Consider the following 16,205-nt stretch of genomic DNA (forward strand, 5'->3'; position numbering starts at 1 on the left):
ATAGGAGCGGAGCCAAAGATGACATTTAACAACGGGAATATAGAAAACCTTGAATCCGATGCAAAATGGCTGCCGTTTTTTGAAAAAGAGCTGGTCAAGCTGCACGATCGGTACAATTCCGACAACCGGATGCTGCGCTGTCCCTTTTCCAGTCCGGGCTACCATACGACGATTAAGAGCGCGGAGCATATTCATCCGACGAGAGAAACGACGGATTATGCGCTTGCTTTATTGGATGCGGGCGGGGAGAAGTACGAACAGCGCGCGTTCGACATCATTAATGAGATTGTGGGCCTGCAAGATCAAAATCCCGAGTCCCCTACCTATGGGATATGGTCATGGTTCTGGGAGGAGCCGCTCGCGCGCATGGCGCCGCCGGATTGGAACTGGGCCGACTTCATCGGCAAAAGACTGCTGTTCGTGCTCATTCGTCATGGCGAGCGGCTGCCGGAAGATTTGCATGCTGCGGTCCGTCAGGCCATTTGCCATAGCTGCGAAGCCATCATAAGACGCAATGTCGGTCCCGCGTATACCAATATCGCGATCATGGGGGCATTCGTCACGCTCATTGCCGGAGAAAGGTTGGGTGTCTCCCGTTATTTCGAATACGGCTTAGCCCGTTTGCAGCGATTGTATGCGTATACGATGGAAGCAGGCGCTTTTTTAGAGTACAATAGCCCGCCCTACAGTACGATCGCCATCCTTGAACTCTCGGCGCTTGCCACGTATACGCTGACGGAGTCGGCTTACCGCATGACGTCCGAGCTGCTGGAATCGACATGGCAGATGATTGCCGAACACTTCCACCCCATCCTCAAGGAATGGTCCGGTCCTCATGCGCGTTCGTATTCCTCCTTTTTGGATCCGACGCATTTGTCGTTTTTGTACGCGGCTTGCGACGGAGAGGTCCCGCTTATTCGCGAGGCGGATTTCCGGTACAATCCCGAATGGTTCGGCCACGGCGTGCATTGTCCGCACCCATTCAGAAGCTTGTTCACCGACTTGCCCTCGGCACGCGAGCTGAGCCAGGACCTGCCGCCGAGCCCGGAATTCCGGACGCGTACGGCTTACACGTATATGGCCGAAGCATATGCGCTGGGAACCTTCAATCATAATGTCATGTGGAATCAATGCCGCAATCTATTGGCTTATGCGGGAGCGGAGAATAACGAACGCAGCTATATTCGTCTGCGCGTTCTGCATGACGGCTACGATTTCTGCTCGGCTGTATTCAAGGGCACGCAACAAGGCGGTTCCGTGCTGTACGGCATTCAGTTCGCGCTCGATGGCGGCGACACGCATGTCAATCTCGATCCGATTCACGGGAAGATGAACGCCGCCGATCTGCGAATAAGACTGGAGATCGGCTGTACGGGGCGGGCCCCTGCGTGGACGCAGCGCGGTGAAGACATGTATGAGACGGTCATCGGGAAGACGAGTTTGATCGTCAGCGGGCTGTACGGCGCGATGTCGGGCTTTGGTCCGTTCCGGTGGGAGACGCGTACGGAAAACGGGACTTCATGTCTCGATTTGGTCCTGTACGAGGGAAGCGTCAGAGAGGTTGACTTCCACGGCATGAACGAAGCGCTGTTTCTTTTTGCACTGTCCTTATCGGATGAAGCGAATGAAGCGAATGAACGGCCGGCGGGTCCGGAAGTATTCCTTCTTCCTCGCGAACTTACCGTGCAGGCAACGAGACAAATGCCGGAAGGCCAGACTGCTCTAAGTCTTGAATTAGCCAAAAAACCGGCCAGTCGTCTTGAGCTGTTGGTGTAAGTGTCGCAATATTAAGAAGGACGGTGGGCATGATGGTTGAAGCTTATGCGGAAAAAGTATGGCGGCAAATGATACAGGATCATTCGGGTAATTGGGGCATGGATATCGATCACTGGGATTGGGTCCCGGGCGTGGGTGTGGTCGCGCTGCTGGAATATTACGAGGCGACACGCGACGAGCGGGTGCTTGCGTACTTGCTGGATTGGGTGCAGCGCAATGAGGCGAAGGCCAAAGGAAAAGCGGTCATCAACGCCATCGCACCGTTTGCCATCTTCCCGGGCCTGTACCGGCTGACGGGCGATGCCGGATTCAAGGAGGAAGCGGTGCGCGTCGCCGAATGGCTGCTGCATGAAGCGCCGCGTACGCGTGAAGAAGCGTTCGAGCATACGGTGACGGAAAACGTGGCATTTTCCGAGCAGGTGTGGGCGGATACGATCTTCATGGCCGTGCTGTTCCTGGCGCGAACCGCTTCGCTCCTCGACAGCAAGGCTTACGCCGAGGAAGCGCTGAAGCAGGTGCTCATCCATCTGCGCTTGCTGCAGGACCCGCAGACCGGCGTGCTGTTCCACGGCTGGAACTGCACCTCGGGCGACCATATGTCGGGCGCGCGCTGGACGCGGGCGAACGCCTGGATTGCCGCAGGCGTCCCGCTGATCGTAGCGGAGATTGCCGGACTGGTGGACATGCCGCAGGAGCTGAAGGAGCGATTCGGCCGTTTGATGAGCGGGCTCATCAGCTGCCAGCAGCCGGATGGGCTGTGGAGCACGGTGCTGGACCGGCCCGACTTTTACAGGGAAGTGTCGGGCAGCGCCGGCATCGCTTATGGCCTTCTGAAGGCGATCGAGGTGGAGCTGATTCTCCATGAAGAGGAATACGCGGCCCGGGCGGAGCATGCCTATCGCGCGATTGTTCCTTACATTACGACAGAAGGATTGGTCACGGGAGTATCCGGCGGCACGCCGGTAATGCCGACGATCGAGGCCTATCAGAATGACGTCCCGAGATATCCGACGCTGTACGGGCAAGGCCTGGTGCTGATGCTGCTCGCCCAAATGTCGCAAGAGCGCGAGTAGACCATGCAACGTTATCAACAGGATATAAACAGCCTATGCACATGGTTGTGCACAGACTTATGCACATGTGGACGCAGTTAAAAGCGCCGCCTCCTTTCAGCTGTGTACGCCTTATCCATTCTTCGCCTTACAAACTCGACTACGTCGGCGAAAAACACGATTTTATTCATCGGCGATTGAGGCGCTTCGGACCGCTACAAGCTGGCCAATATGCATCTCCTCGTAAAAACGAGAAAGGTCCTCCCGCAAACGCGGCTTGTGCTGTGTGAGCCTTTTATTTTGCGTACGGGTTCCCTTGATGAGAAGTTGGCGGCCTGGGAAACGAAAATGTCGGCATACCGGCAGATCGTGCGAGAACCGGCGAAACGCTACTCGGCGATGTTCGTACCGCTTCAGCACCTGTTCGGCGAAGCTGGCGAGCGGGGGCGCCCCGGGAGCACTGGGATGCCTTGATCGAACAGGCCCGGCAGAGTCGGTGGTAATCGTTAAGCAGCAGCTTGTCCGTCTTTAGATGGTAAAGCACAGGGATTTATCGTATCATGAGGAACCGACAATCGTAGATTTACAAAGGGGAATCAGTATGAGCGAGCCCAGCTTTAACGACTATAAACTAAGCGATGACATACGCCGGGCTTTGGACAGCATGGGTTATGTCAAGCCGACCGAAGTGCAAAGCAAAGTCATTTCCGTCGCACTGCAGAAGAAGGATATGACCGTTAAGTCTCACACAGGCAGCGGAAAGACGGCCGCGTACGGGATTCCGATCTGCGAGATGGTGGAGTGGGAAGAGAATCGTCCGCAAGCCTTGATCCTGACGCCGACGCGCGAGCTGGCCGACCAGGTCAGGGAAGATATGATGAACATCGGCCGATTCAAACGGATCAAGGCGACCGCGATTTACGGCAAACAGCCCTTTGCCAGGCAAAAGATTCAGTTGGCGCATAAAAATCATGTCGTCGTCGGGACGCCGGGGCGGGTCATGGATCACATCGAGCGAGAAACGATCGACCTCGAGCAAGTGAAATACCTGGTCATCGACGAAGCCGACGAGATGCTGAGCATGGGGTTCATCGAACAGGTAGAGAAGATCATTCGCGAGCTGCCCAAGGATCGTGTGACGCTGCTGTTCTCGGCGACACTGCCGAAGGATGTCGAACGCCTGTGCCACAAGTATATGAAGCAGCCGCTCGATATCGAGATTCGGACGGAAGGCAGAACGACAAGCCAGATCGAACACGCACTCTACACGGTGAAGGACGACGACAAGCTGAATCTGCTCAGGGACGTCGCCACGGTTGAGAACCCGGACAGCTGCATCATTTTTTGCCGGACGCAGGTCAGGGTTGACGTCGTGTTCAAGGAACTGCAGAAGCACGGATACCCCTGCGACCGAATCCACGGGGGCATGGAGCAGGACAATCGCTCTCAGGTAATGAGCGAGTTCAGACGCGGAGCATTTCGTTATCTTATAGCGACGGACGTTGCCGCGAGAGGAATCGACATCGACAATATTAGTCTTGTGATCAATTACGACTTTCCCCAGGAAAACGAGAGCTATGTGCATCGGACCGGCAGAACCGGACGCGCCGGCAACCGGGGGAAAGCGATCTCCTTCGCCACGCCGAACGAAGAGAAATTCGTAACCAACACGGAGCGGTATGTCGGCTTTGAAATTCCAAGGAGAAACAACCCCTCCAAGGACGCGGTCGCGTATGCCAAGGCGTCTTTTGAAGCGAAAATCAGGAGCAAAGCAGGCGTCAAAAAAGACGGGAAATCCCGGTTGGACGAGGAGATCCTGAAGCTGTACTTCAACGGCGGGAAGAAAAAGAAAATCCGCGCGGTTGACTTCGTGGGCACGATCGCCAAGATCGAGGGCGTAGCGGCGGAGGATATCGGGATCATCACGATCGAGGACAACATGTCCTATGTGGATATTCTCAACGGCAAAGGCCGCCTGGTGTTGAACAAGATGCAGGAGACGACAATCAAAGGCAAATTGCTGAAGGTTGGCGTAGCGAACAAGAAATAGAAAGACGCTTCAGCTTCGCAGCTTATAAAATTTGAGCTTTCCAAGCGCGGGCGAAGCGCGGGCGAATAAGGTTTGATGTAGTTAATATTTCCAGCGGTGAAGCACACCCTGACAGAACGTCTGCGGACGTTTTGTCGGGGTGTTTTGTTTTGCCCGGGACATTGTGAGGAGGCGTGCGGTATGGCTATACCCGTTGCGTCATGATGCGGAGCCGGCATCTCCTTGCGGCTGGGAGTCAGGCTGGGAGTCAGGCGACCCCTCGTACCTCGCCAGCGCCCATGCAGCCGATTCGCGCATGCGCCTCTGCAGCTGCTCGCCCTCGACGATGCGGACCCGGCGTCCGAGGAAGCGGATCTTGGACAGCAGGAACTCGCTCTCGTCGGCCAGGCAGGAGATCCGGATATGATACAGATCCCGATCCTCGTCATAGCTGACGGTTTTGTCAAAGCAGGAGAAGGCATACAGAATCCGTGACAGCTCCGCGTTGTACTCGCGGACGATCTCGATCACGGCGCAGGTCCGGCGCTCCTCGAGAATAGCCGATGCCAGGTCCCGCAGCGCCGCGGCGCGTGCCGGTTCGAGCACGATAGGTTCAGCGGCGACGATATGCTGCAGCTTGGTCGACATGAGGCCGCGGCCGCGCATGCTGAGCCAGAGCAGGTACCATTCGCGCTTGACCATATTGTACTCCAGCTTGATGGGCAGTCCGCTCTGGTTCGCCTGTACGCCGCCATGCTTGAGTTTTGACGTGAGCCGTATGCCGTGCCCTTCCTGGATCATGCGGCGAAGGGGGCGAAGCAGGGGATGATAGACCTGCCTTTCCCGGCTTCTGGCTTTCTCCGCGATATATTCGCGGCTGTCGATGGCGGTCTCGCCCCGCAGCAGGTCGCGCAGCCCGGACAGCGTCTCCGCGGCGAAGGCATCGCTTGAAGCGGGATGCTCCAGCATCGTCTTGAGCCACGAACGCTCGTGGGCGGTGAGCGCGATGGAATCGGCCGCATCCAGCCGCGACAGAATCTGATAGTTAAAGATCTTCTCGAACGGGTTCATAATAAGCCTGAATCTCCTTCCACTCGGCGATCAGCTCCCGACGCAGCCATACCGGCTCCAGCACCTCGCAGCTGGAGCCGAAGCTGCGCAGCCACGGCTTGATCTCGTAGATGCCGTTGACCTCGATCTCGTACAGGAATGTCGCGTCCGACTCGTCCGTCACGACGCCCCATTGGCCCTGCGCCTCGACGCGCTCGCGCACGAAGTTCGCGCCAGCCCGGCCGGGATTGTAGAACCGCGCCCGAATTTTCACGCGCCGGTGGGTGTCCGTCACCCAGCTGTGCGCCAGCTCCTGCTCAACGACTTCAAGCCGCCGGTCGAAGGCTTCCGCATCCGCGGCATCGCCCAACTCTATCTGCGTGACGCCTTCCATGCGGTATTTCATCGTGCCGAGCCTTGCGTTATGTCCGATCAGATACCAGCGTCCGTATTGATGGTCGTAGATCACGCGCAGCGGCAGCGTCGTCTCCACCCGGCCCTCCGTCTCTCGCTCGAACAGCGGATTCGTGTTCTTGGAGGCATAGTTTTTCCCCTTCTTGGGCGACAGGTAGAGGAAGGTGAGCTGCCTGCGTTCTCGAATCGCCTCGAACACCGTGTACAGATGCGCCTCGTCGAGAATCCGCGTGTGATAGTGATATTTGTACAGATGGACATCGAAGACGTCGGGGCCGAAGCCACGCCTCGCCAGCGCTTTTTTCAGCGTATCCCTCAGCAGATAGCCCTGTACGGCCGGTACCTGCGTATTGGCCATCACATCGACGAAGTCGTACAGATCGAGCAGCTCCTCGTCCGCCAGCCGATCGATCAGATCGATGTCGGCCCGGTACCTGTACGGCCGTCCGCCGTCCAGGCGGCGGATGACGCCGACCTCCTCCAGATACTTGAGGTCGCCGCGCACCGTCTTCTCGTCCGGGCAGGCATACTCGTCCGGCATGCCGTCGCTGCAGGCGTCCAGCAATTGCTTGGCGGTCAGCGCTTCGCCCTGCATCAAGCCGATCAGCACCGCGAGCCGGACGCTCTCCGAATCCTTCAGCGATTTGGACCTGAACAGGAAGAGCAGCACCGGGTCCGCCGATTCGTAATGGTTGTAGCGCAGCCCTTCGGCCAGGTCGCCGCTTGCGTCCGAGGACAGCGTCGTCCGCATATCCTTGATATAGCGCAGCGTCTTGTCGTACGTATGCACCGAGATGCCGAGCCGGTCTGCGAATTGCTGCCTGCTGTAGGCGCCGCCCGCCAGCGCCAGCATGCGAAGAAACTGAACCTCTTTGTCGAAGCTTTCCCGTGCCATGCGCGCACCTCCAGCCGTTCTTTGCTCCATTGTAACAAGCGGAAGATCAGGGGAATATGGAAACTTTTTACGCGTTGCCATACTTTCACCCTGTTCGAACGATACGAATGCTGAGAAAATCAGGTTGTGAAGCCGGGCCGAGAGGCAGCGGGGTCACGGCATCATGGAGGCGCACGGAAGGGTTACTTCGTCCACCGGCAATGTTAGGTTTGACACCCTAACCGCTTCGATCGCAGTTGCAAGGTCGAGGCGCGCACCACCTTTCCAACCTATTTCCTCCGTGATATCCGTTAAATCCATTGTTAATTTCATTAAAGAAAGGAGTGCAAACCATGCGCGAGCCAAACTTTATTTATGAACGCAACGAACATCACGAACATCACGATCATCTCAGCCAGATGTCCCGCATCAACGGAAGCCAGCGAGAGACCAATGAATGGAACCCGCACAATTTTGATTTCCAATCTCATAAGGGCATTCTTTACAGGCGCAGCCCCGCTTCGGTTCGTCGGTTGTTATCTACAGCCTGACGCCTCCGGCGACGGCATACATATGCGTACCCGTAAAGACTGCTTGTAGCCGAGCGGTCTTTTTCTATGGCTGAATCCAGCCTTAGAGGAAGATCCGAGGGCGACAGGGGTCTTTTTTTCATACCCAATGGCCCCTGCAAAGTACATACCGCTCCAAGCGATATTAAAAACGTAGAAAGGAGGCGGCGCGCTCCTGCCATCGGGCAGGGGCGGGGCCGACGGCAGCAATCGCATTTTATTATGGAGATCATGGCGAAAAGGCGAACGCAGCGGACTGTGAATCCGCCAGTACCGGTTCGAGTCCGGTTGGTCTCCCCATACGATGCCCGGTAGCCAAGCGGCAAGGCAGATGACTTTGACTCATCCACCGCAGGTTCGAATCCTGCCCGGGCAGCCACTTGATTTATGCAAGACCGCCGCGGCGTGGTGGTGAAACTGGTTGAACACACGGGCCTTTCAAGTCCGGATGTGCGGGTTCGAGCCCCGTCCACGCCTCCACTTCATAGGGTTGTAGCTCAGCAGGTAGAGCGCCCGACTGTTAATCGGACGGTCGCAGGTTCGAGCCCTGCCAACCCTGCCAATATGACAAACAAGAAAGGAAGAAGCCGCATTGCGCTACAGGTGACTCTTATGAAAAGACACGCCTATCCCATGCTTCACGAGCAAGTCTTCCGCAATCTCTCCGAACAGAATCTGCCGCTGGACGAAGTCTTCGAACGCATCCGAAGCTTCATGGCGCGCGACCCGCGCGCAGCGTACCAGCTCGTCGTCGGGACGGACGCGCAGGTGCACGCCGGACATACGAAGTTCGTGACATCCGTCGTCATCCTCCGGCCGGGCCGGGGCGCCTGGTTCTGCTACCGCCAGGTCATCGTCCCGCGAGAGCTGCGCTCGCTGCGGGAAAAGCTGAGCCTGGAGACGACGTACAGCCAGGAGATTGCAGCCTACTTCGATACCGGGAGACGGGCGGCATTGGAGGATATCCTGCTGCCCTATGCCTACCACGGCGCGAGCCTTGCGATGTTCGTCGATATCGATGCAGGTACCGACGCGAGGCGCAACCGCACATCGGCGATGGTCGCGGAGCTGGTCGGAAGGATTGAGGCGATGGGGCTGTCGGCCAGAGTGAAACCGGAGGCGATCGCGGCTTCGTCCGTTTCCAACCGCTATACGAAAACGCCGTACAGAGGATCGTCGATCCCGAAGGCGGCAGCGAATTGCACATAAATATGGCAGTCGTCATACTTGCGCCATGTTCGAAATGCCGGGCATGCGCGATGATAAGAGCAAGGCAAGTGCAAAATGGTACGCATTCGTTGAGGCGTATGGAAGGGCTACTTCGACTTCTAATCGGCCTGTCGTTGGTTCGAGTCCAACTCCCGCTGCGGCGGGATAGCTCAGATGGTAGAGCAGCATGCCTTTCCGCACCTTTTCCTCAACGATTGTAATGAACAGACGGAGCGAGGCGAACGAGAGGGATACTTCGGTATAAGGGACGGACGCGGCCTTTAGCAGGCCTTCCGTGAACCTTCTCGGCCACTTTCCTCGTCTCCGCTCTCTTTTAGGAGGTTGAATTTCCATGAGTTTTGCAAAAAAGCTGTTCTCGGCCGTCAGGCCGACGACGCTCAACAGAGAAGGCTACCCGGCTCACGAACGTTCCCCCGAGGAGCGGTACGTGCAGACGCTGGTCACCAATACGATGGGCAATACGTTCTACGCGGACGGGCAAACGCTGCTGGCGGAGGCCGAAGCGCTCCACCGCGAGATGGCGGAGCGCGATCCGCAGTTCATGGCCAAGGCGCTCGTCTATGCGCGGGGCGAAGGCTACATGCGGCTCCAGCCGCTGCACGGTCTGGCGATTATGTCGCTGTACCGGCCCGACCTGTTCGCGAGAATCTTCCTCAAGGTCGTGCAGATTCCTTCCGACCTGTCCGATTTCCTGACCATCCTTCAGGGAATGGGACGGGGCGAGGGCGGCCGGGCGGTGAAGCGGCAGGTGAACCGGTTCCTGGCCGGCGTATCCGAATATTGGGCCGTCAAGTACAACGGCCGGGGCCGGGGCTACAGTCTCGGCGACGCGATCGCGACGGCGCATCCGAAGCCGGCGGATCTGAAGCAGCAGGCGCTCTACCGCTACCTGCGCGGCATGGAAGCGAACTTGTCGCTGCTGCCGCAGGTCCATGCGCTGGAGCAGCTGAAGCGGGCGGCGACCGAGGCCGAGCGGCTGTACTGGATCGAGACGGGCAAGCTGCCGCACGAGGTCGTGACAGGGGCGGTGAAGCCGACCAAGGCGATCTGGGAAGCGCTGATCGCCCAGCTGCCGACGTTCGCGCTGCTCCGGCACCTGAACGCGCTCGAGCGGGCAGGCGTGCTGGAGGATAATCACCATCTGCAGACGGTGATCGAGCGGCTGACCGACCGGCGCGCGCTGCGCAAGGCGAGGATCATGCCGTTCCGGTTCGCCAAGGCGTACCGGCAGGTGGCGAACCCGGTGCTGCGCGATGCGCTGCGTGACGCGGCGGAGTATACGTTCGACCATCTGCCGGATCTCGAGGGCCGCACGGCGATCTTCCTCGACATCTCGGGCTCGATGAACGGCGATTACTTGCAGATCGGCTCGGTATTCGCGCTGGCTTTGTACAAGAAGACCGAAGGCGACTCTCTGTTCTGGCTGTTCGACACTGTCGCCGAGGATGCGAGGCCTTCGCGCAGGGACAGCATTCTGTCGCAGGCGGAGCGCATTCATGCCCGAGGCGGCACGGATACGGGCGCGCCGTTGCGCAAGCTGCTGGCGGAGCGCCGCAAGGTAGAGCAGATCGTCATCATCACGGACGAGCAGCAAAATACGGGCAGTCCGTTTTACGAGGCGCTGGCGAAGTACAGGGCGAAGGTGAACCCCGGCGTGAAGGCGTTTATCGTCGATGTCTCGCCCTATCGCGGCGCGATGGTGCCGCAGCGGGATGCGGGGACATTCTACATCTACGGCTGGAGCGACACCGTGCTGAGCTACATCGCGCAGTCGGCCAAGGGCTACGCGTCCATGGTCGAACGGATCGAAGCGATCGCTATCGACAGCTAACCAACATCGATGACGAGCAGACGGTGCGGGGAGCATAGAACACGCCCGTAAAAGGAGCTAACTGCAATGACATATCAAACGATAGACGGCGTGCGCGTCTGGGGGAAGCCCGACGAGAGCGCGCTGTCGCAAGCCGTAACCTGCGCCGGGCACGGGAACGTCGTCCAGGCGCTGCTCATGGCCGATCATCACAAAGGCTACAGCCAGCCGATCGGCGGCGTGGTCGTATACGACGGGCAAATCTCGCCTTCGGGCGTGGGCTACGATATCGGCTGCGGCAACAAGGCGGTGCGGACGAACCTTATGGCAGCGGATGTGATGCCGCGGTTGTCTGCGATTATGGATCAGGTTGCCCGTAAAGTGTCGTTCGGCGTAGGGCGCGTCAACAGCGAGAGAGTAGACCACGAGCTGTTCGACGATCCCGCTTGGGACGTATACGCGGCGGTCGGACGCCAGGAGCACGACAAGCTGAAGCGGCTGGCGCGCGACCAGCTCGGCACGGTAGGCAGCGGCAATCACTTCGTGGACCTGTTCGAGGAACCGGAGACGGGCAGGCTGTGGATCGGCAATCACTTCGGAAGCCGGGGATTCGGTCATCGGACGGCCAGCGGATTCCTGAATCTGGCGGCAGGGCGCGCGTTTTTCGCGAATGCGCCCGGCGAGAAGATGGATCAGCCGCCGGTGCTGCTTCAGCTGGACAGCGAGCTGGGGGATATGTATTACCGCGCGATGAAGCTCGCCGGACGGTACGCATATGCCGGCCGCGACTATGTGCTCGCCCAGGTGCTGGCGATTGTGGGCGCGGAGGCCGACTTCGAGGTGCACAATCATCATAACTACGCGTGGCGCGAGACGCATGGCGGCAAGGATACGATCGTCGTCCGCAAAGGCGCCACCCCTTCGGCTCCGGGCCAGCTCGGGTTTATCGGGGGCAGCATGGGCGATATCTCGGTTGTCGTGCGCGGCAAGGATACGGCAGACAATCGCGATGCGTACTACAGCACGGTGCACGGCGCGGGCCGAATCATGAGCCGGACGCAGGCCGCCGGCAAGATGAACTGGAAAACCCGCACCCGTACCGGAGGCCAAATCTTGCCGGCGCGAATGCTGCAGGCGGTCCGCGACTACGGCGTAGAGCTGCGGGGCGCGGGCACAGACGAGAGCCCGTTTGTGTACCGCAAGCTGCAGGAGGTGCTGGACGCGCATGCCGGGACGATCGAAGTGCTGCATGTTCTGAAGCCGATCGGCGTGTGCATGGCGGGCGCGGACGAATACGATCCGTACAAGGATTGATCGGCAGCTCGCACACGCACGAGTGCTCCAGGCTTTTCGTCTGCGGGAGGCCGGCCGGTTTCATGGATAAAAAGCGATAAGACGCCAGGAGTCCTGCCTGAATGGGAGCCTGGCGTCTTATGTTGCGAATTAATCAACCTATAAGTAGATGTTGACGCAACGTGCATGTTAACCTCCGTCCTGCCTTGCTATAGTCGGGTTGGGTGATGACGATTGAGCTTCGACGATCAAGCCATAGGCAGCAGAATTCGCAAGGCTAGAGAAGAAAAAGGGATAACGCAGGATTATCTTGCGGAGCGTCTCGAAGTATCCAACGCATACATAAGCAAGATTGAGCGCGGCAAAACGACGGTCAATCTCGCAAACCTGAATAAAATATGTACCGTGCTTGAGAAGCCCCCCGAATATATTCTGAGCGGGACGAACAAATCGTCGGGCGATTATTTGCGCAATGAGATCATGGAGATGCTGGACGGTTGCCCGCCCGCCAAGATCAAGCTTATCGCATCGGTAATCAAGCAGATTCTCGAATACGAGGACTGACGCACAGGCAGAGGGCGCAGCATGACCGACACCCGCGTCTAAGATCGGGCAGGGTGGGCTTCGTTGCGGCGATCGTTCATGGAGGGGCGCCGTGCCGGACGGCCTTGTTTACTTGCGGCGATAGCAGGAGACGATGCGACAACCGAACATGCATTTCTTGTCCACAACCCGACGAGGTTGTGGATTTTTTTGACGTTATTAACAAGATACCCACAGCGTGTGCACAGTGTTATGCACATGTGGATGATTAGCAAGCCCCGCTGCGCTATGATACAATGATCGTCACCGCGCGGCGAGCATGCCGAATAAGACACAGGAACCCCTTCGCATGAAGGTAGCCCGGTGTCTTGGCAATTGGAGAAGGCAGTCCGTGTTACGAGCGGTCGTTATGCCGGTTGTCGCCGGCGGATTGACCTTGCTCGAACGCTTCGGCCGCTTCTTCTGCGGAGAATTCGGTATCGTCCTGTCCGGGGACCGGCAGCTTGTTCAGCTTGGTTGTCTGGACTTCCGCTTTGGTCGGTTCGTTGTGGTTGTTCGTCATAGGGCACCTCCGTGAGTAATTGACAACTGTTCCAGCATTCCACTTCTCGAACCGGATTATGTGCACACTTCAAGGGAGGCGGCGCAATGCGCGGTAAACAAACCCTCACGCTCGGCATGGGCTGCTTCTGGTCTCCGGAGGCGCTGTTCGGCGCGCTGCCCGGGGTGGACGGGACATCGGTCGGGTACGCAGGCGGCACGACGAATCAGCCGACTTATCGCGATATGGGAGATCATTCCGAGACGGTTGAGGTCGAGTTCGACACCGATCTGATCTCGATCGACACCCTGCTGGAGACATTCTGGAGCAACCATAATCCCGTTAATATTAACGGCTATAAAGGAAGGCAGTATCAGTCCCTGCTGTTGTACCGCGACGAGCGACAGGCGGAGGCGTTTAACCGGGTTAAAGAACGGATGGAGGAGGAGGAGGGGCATCGGCTAGATACCGAGATCGCGCCCTGCGCGGCATTTTACCCGGCCGAGGCGCGGCACCAGAAGTATTATTTGAAACGATACCCGGATGCGCTGGAGAAGCTGGGCGGACTGTACGGCTCGGAGGAAGCGCTCCTGCGCTCGACGCTGGCGGCGCGGCTCAACGGCGTGGCCAAAGGGTATGCGAATCTGGCGCCCGTCCTGAAGGAGATTCAGGGATGGCCGATCGGCCCCGACGAGCGGGAAGCCATGATCGAACGCCTCCGACGGATTCGCTGGTAGCGGGGGATGAGTTCCGATTTGCTATTGGTGCTCCTTTTGTGGTACAATTCATTTATTAGAGTTATGACCTTAAATTCATCTATTGCAGAGGGTTATTATTTTAATGACTAACCTTGTGCAATATATGAATTTTTTATTTTGTACCTAAAATGAGAAGCTCATGTAAAAATTGGAGGTGTTTCTATGCAAACCGGAACTGTAAAATGGTTTAACGCAGAAAAGGGCTTTGGTTTTATCGAGGTTGAAGGCGGCGAAGACGTGTTCGTACACTTCAGCGCCATTACCGGCGAAGGCTTCAAGTCGCTGGACGAAGGCCAGCGCGTCGAGTTCAATGTAGTGCAGGGCAATCGCGGCCAGCAAGCCGAGAACGTCGTAAAACTGTAAACGAGCTCCGAATCCCCGAACGTATCGTTTTGGGGATTTTTAATTGGCGAGACTTTGTACGCGGATAAAGATAACAGTACGTCCATTCTAAGGGGGACAATCCATTGAATTATTCTTGGAATAAACCGCTGGACAATTTGCCCGAGGAACTGACCACGATCTGGTCCTGTACGAAAGACGGCTGCAAGGGTTGGATTCGGGACAACTTTTCGTTCGAAGACGTGCCGACTTGCATGATCTGCAAGTCGGTCATGGAACGCAGCGAGAAGGTGCTGCCGATTCTGATCTCGTCGGATCATCAGCTCAAGCAGCACCGGAGAAACCAACGGAAAGCCGCGCTGTAACCGAAACCCGCGCGTAAACCGGCGCTTGCTCCGGGCATACCCTCCCAATCCGCAACCTGCAGAGGTTGTGGATTTTTCCATTTGCCACTAGAATAAGACCCGCAACCGCATCCATTCGCATGTCATGACAAAATATCAGAAAAGATGTGATGAAGTGAGACCGCTTCGGTTAAAGGCGCGAACGCATGCATACCTGGACAAGCGCTTGACCGGGGCGTCCATGGATTACCGCAAAGTGATCGCGCTGTTTATCCCGATCTTGATCGACCAGGCCTTCATCGTCGGCTTGAATCTGGTGAATACGGCCATGATCAGCTCGTCCGGCGTCGCTGCGGTCGGCGCGGTCAGCTCTGTCGACTCGCTGAATATTTTCTTGATCAATGTCTTCGTCGCAGTGGCGACCGGAGGTACGGTCGTCGTGGCCCAGTACAAGGGCAGCGGCGATGAATCGATGGTAGCCAAGGCGGCCGCCGGCACCGTCGCTTCGGTCGCGCTGCTGTCGCTCGGCATCGGCCTCGCGGTGGCAGCGCTGCACGCGCCCGTGCTCCAAGTGCTGTTCGGACGGGCATCTGCCGATGTTCTGGACAATGCCCGCGTATACCTGATCGGCAGCAGCCTGTCTTATCTGGGCATCGGCATCGTGCAGGCGGTATGCGGTGCGATGCGGGGGATCGGCCGGTCGCGGGTATCGTTGATCTTGTCGCTGATCATGAATCTGCTCTATGTGCTGCTGAACATTCTGTTCATCAATGTGCTCGACATGGGCGTGCTCGGCATGACGATCGCCGTGAATATTGCCCGCTACACGGCTGCGTTGTGCGCGATCGTCTACATATTGCGCATCGATGTGTCGCTGCGTCTGCGTCTGGGGCAGCTGCTCCGCGTGCCGTGGAGCATGCTGAAGAAGATTATGGCGATTGGCGTTCCGTTCGCGGCGGAGCAAATGTTTTTTAACGGCGGCAAGATGCTGACCCAGGTGTTCATCGTCAGCATGGGAACGTACGCGATCGCGACCAATGCAATCGGCGGCACGATCGCTTTGGTCTATCAGATTCCCGCCGGCGCGCTGTCGCTGACACTCGTCACGGTCGTCGGCCAATGCATCGGCGGCCGGAACGTCGAGGACGCCCGCAAGTTCATCAAGTCGTTTCTGTGGCTCTCAACCTATTCTTTTATTTTGATGACTGCCATCCTGCTCCCGCTTTTCCACCCGATGGTGAGCCTGTTCAACCCGCCTGCCGACATCGTCGACGATATCTTCTGGGTTACGCTGATCAATGCAATCGCCCAGATCCCGCTCTGGGCCATCAGCTTCGTTCTGCCGGCAGGGCTGCGGGCGGCGGGAGACGCGCGCTTCACATCGATTGCTTCAATGCTGTCCATGTGGCTGTTCCGGATCGCCCTCGGCTATGTGCTGGGCATCGTGCTCGGTCTCGGCATCATCGGCGTCTGGCTGGCGATGAACTGCGAATGGGGCGTTCGGGGATGGTTGTTCCTGAGAAGGTTCCGGGGCGACAAGTGGTACGCGAAGAGATTAGTATAGGGCTGCAAGCGCATGG

General features: G+C 57.9%; 15 protein-coding genes and 4 tRNA genes. 16 read left to right on the top strand and 3 right to left on the bottom strand.

All coding sequences use genetic code 11. The annotated features are described in order from the left end of the window. Nucleotides 1–18 precede the first annotated feature (18 nt). The 3 genes from VQ071_RS00345 to VQ071_RS00355 all read left to right on the top strand — a co-directional run bounded on the left by VQ071_RS00345 (nucleotide 19) and on the right by VQ071_RS00355 (nucleotide 4,878). Nucleotides 19–1,776 (top strand): hypothetical protein, encoded by a 1,758-nt coding sequence (locus VQ071_RS00345; protein WP_340511844.1) that lies wholly within the window; start codon nucleotides 19–21, stop codon nucleotides 1,774–1,776. A gap of 29 nt (nucleotides 1,777–1,805) precedes the next feature. After that, nucleotides 1,806–2,849 (top strand): glycoside hydrolase family 88/105 protein, encoded by a 1,044-nt coding sequence (locus VQ071_RS00350; RefSeq protein WP_340511845.1) that lies wholly within the window; start codon nucleotides 1,806–1,808, stop codon nucleotides 2,847–2,849. A 580-nt stretch (nucleotides 2,850–3,429) separates the two neighbouring features. Next, a complete protein-coding gene (locus tag VQ071_RS00355; RefSeq protein ID WP_340511846.1) occupies nucleotides 3,430–4,878 on the top strand; it encodes a DEAD/DEAH box helicase in 1,449 nt (482 codons plus the stop codon). A gap of 198 nt (nucleotides 4,879–5,076) precedes the next feature. On the opposite strand, the gene VQ071_RS00360 is transcribed toward VQ071_RS00355, so the two are convergent. Together VQ071_RS00360 and VQ071_RS00365 are read right to left on the bottom strand one after the other, a co-directional pair. Then, complete coding sequence (locus tag VQ071_RS00360) at nucleotides 5,077–5,928, bottom strand: WYL domain-containing protein (protein ID WP_340511847.1); 852 nt, start codon at nucleotides 5,926–5,928, stop codon at nucleotides 5,077–5,079. Beyond that, a complete protein-coding gene (locus tag VQ071_RS00365) occupies nucleotides 5,903–7,216 on the bottom strand; it encodes a helix-turn-helix transcriptional regulator (protein ID WP_340511848.1) in 1,314 nt (437 codons plus the stop codon). Before VQ071_RS00365 ends, VQ071_RS00360 begins: the two co-directional genes overlap by 26 nt. Before the next feature lie 332 nt (nucleotides 7,217–7,548). On the opposite strand from VQ071_RS00365, the gene VQ071_RS00370 reads away from it, so the two are divergent. The 9 genes from VQ071_RS00370 to VQ071_RS00410 all read left to right on the top strand — a co-directional run bounded on the left by VQ071_RS00370 (nucleotide 7,549) and on the right by VQ071_RS00410 (nucleotide 12,661). Beyond that, the gene (locus tag VQ071_RS00370; protein ID WP_340511849.1) at nucleotides 7,549–7,746 is read left to right on the top strand and encodes a hypothetical protein; all 198 of its coding nucleotides are present in this window, start codon (nucleotides 7,549–7,551) and stop codon (nucleotides 7,744–7,746) included. A 243-nt stretch (nucleotides 7,747–7,989) separates the two neighbouring features. Continuing rightward, a tRNA-His gene (locus tag VQ071_RS00375) sits at nucleotides 7,990–8,064 on the top strand. Nucleotides 8,065–8,069: 5 nt separating this feature from the next. Then, nucleotides 8,070–8,143: transfer RNA gene (locus tag VQ071_RS00380), tRNA-Gln, on the top strand. Between the two features lie 23 nt (nucleotides 8,144–8,166). After that, a tRNA-Glu gene (locus VQ071_RS00385) sits at nucleotides 8,167–8,244 on the top strand. Nucleotides 8,245–8,250: 6 nt separating this feature from the next. After that, nucleotides 8,251–8,326, top strand: a tRNA-Asn gene (locus VQ071_RS00390). A gap of 50 nt (nucleotides 8,327–8,376) precedes the next feature. Then, nucleotides 8,377–8,973, top strand: coding sequence for a ribonuclease H-like YkuK family protein (locus VQ071_RS00395; RefSeq protein ID WP_340511850.1), 597 nt, complete (start codon nucleotides 8,377–8,379; stop codon nucleotides 8,971–8,973). 352 nt (nucleotides 8,974–9,325) lie between these two features. Next, a complete protein-coding gene (locus VQ071_RS00400; protein ID WP_340511851.1) occupies nucleotides 9,326–10,825 on the top strand; it encodes a TROVE domain-containing protein in 1,500 nt (499 codons plus the stop codon). A gap of 66 nt (nucleotides 10,826–10,891) precedes the next feature. Then, on the top strand, nucleotides 10,892–12,118 hold the full coding sequence (locus VQ071_RS00405) for an RtcB family protein (protein ID WP_340511852.1): 1,227 nt from the start codon (nucleotides 10,892–10,894) through the stop codon (nucleotides 12,116–12,118). A gap of 213 nt (nucleotides 12,119–12,331) precedes the next feature. After that, a complete protein-coding gene (locus VQ071_RS00410) occupies nucleotides 12,332–12,661 on the top strand; it encodes a helix-turn-helix domain-containing protein (protein ID WP_340511853.1) in 330 nt (109 codons plus the stop codon). A gap of 373 nt (nucleotides 12,662–13,034) precedes the next feature. Here VQ071_RS00410 and VQ071_RS00415 read toward each other — a convergent pair whose 3' ends face one another. Beyond that, the gene (locus VQ071_RS00415; protein ID WP_340511854.1) at nucleotides 13,035–13,202 is read right to left on the bottom strand and encodes a hypothetical protein; all 168 of its coding nucleotides are present in this window, start codon (nucleotides 13,200–13,202) and stop codon (nucleotides 13,035–13,037) included. An 86-nt stretch (nucleotides 13,203–13,288) separates the two neighbouring features. On the opposite strand from VQ071_RS00415, the gene msrA reads away from it, so the two are divergent. The 4 genes from msrA (at nucleotide 13,289) to VQ071_RS00435 (ending at nucleotide 16,189) form a co-directional block, all read left to right on the top strand. After that, on the top strand, nucleotides 13,289–13,918 hold the full coding sequence (msrA, locus tag VQ071_RS00420; RefSeq protein WP_340511855.1) for a peptide-methionine (S)-S-oxide reductase MsrA: 630 nt from the start codon (nucleotides 13,289–13,291) through the stop codon (nucleotides 13,916–13,918). 183 nt (nucleotides 13,919–14,101) lie between these two features. Continuing rightward, nucleotides 14,102–14,302, top strand: a complete 201-nt coding sequence (locus VQ071_RS00425) for a cold-shock protein (RefSeq protein ID WP_090117032.1) — start codon at nucleotides 14,102–14,104, stop codon at nucleotides 14,300–14,302. 104 nt (nucleotides 14,303–14,406) lie between these two features. Beyond that, nucleotides 14,407–14,646: a cold-shock protein gene (locus VQ071_RS00430; RefSeq protein WP_340511856.1), complete on the top strand. Its 240-nt coding sequence runs from the start codon at nucleotides 14,407–14,409 to the stop codon at nucleotides 14,644–14,646. A 154-nt stretch (nucleotides 14,647–14,800) separates the two neighbouring features. Then, nucleotides 14,801–16,189 (top strand): MATE family efflux transporter, encoded by a 1,389-nt coding sequence (locus tag VQ071_RS00435; RefSeq protein WP_340511857.1) that lies wholly within the window; start codon nucleotides 14,801–14,803, stop codon nucleotides 16,187–16,189. Nucleotides 16,190–16,205 lie beyond the last annotated feature (16 nt).

The organism is Cohnella sp. 56, from assembly GCF_037963805.1.
Taxonomy (GTDB): Bacteria; Bacillota; Bacilli; order Paenibacillales; family Paenibacillaceae; genus Cohnella.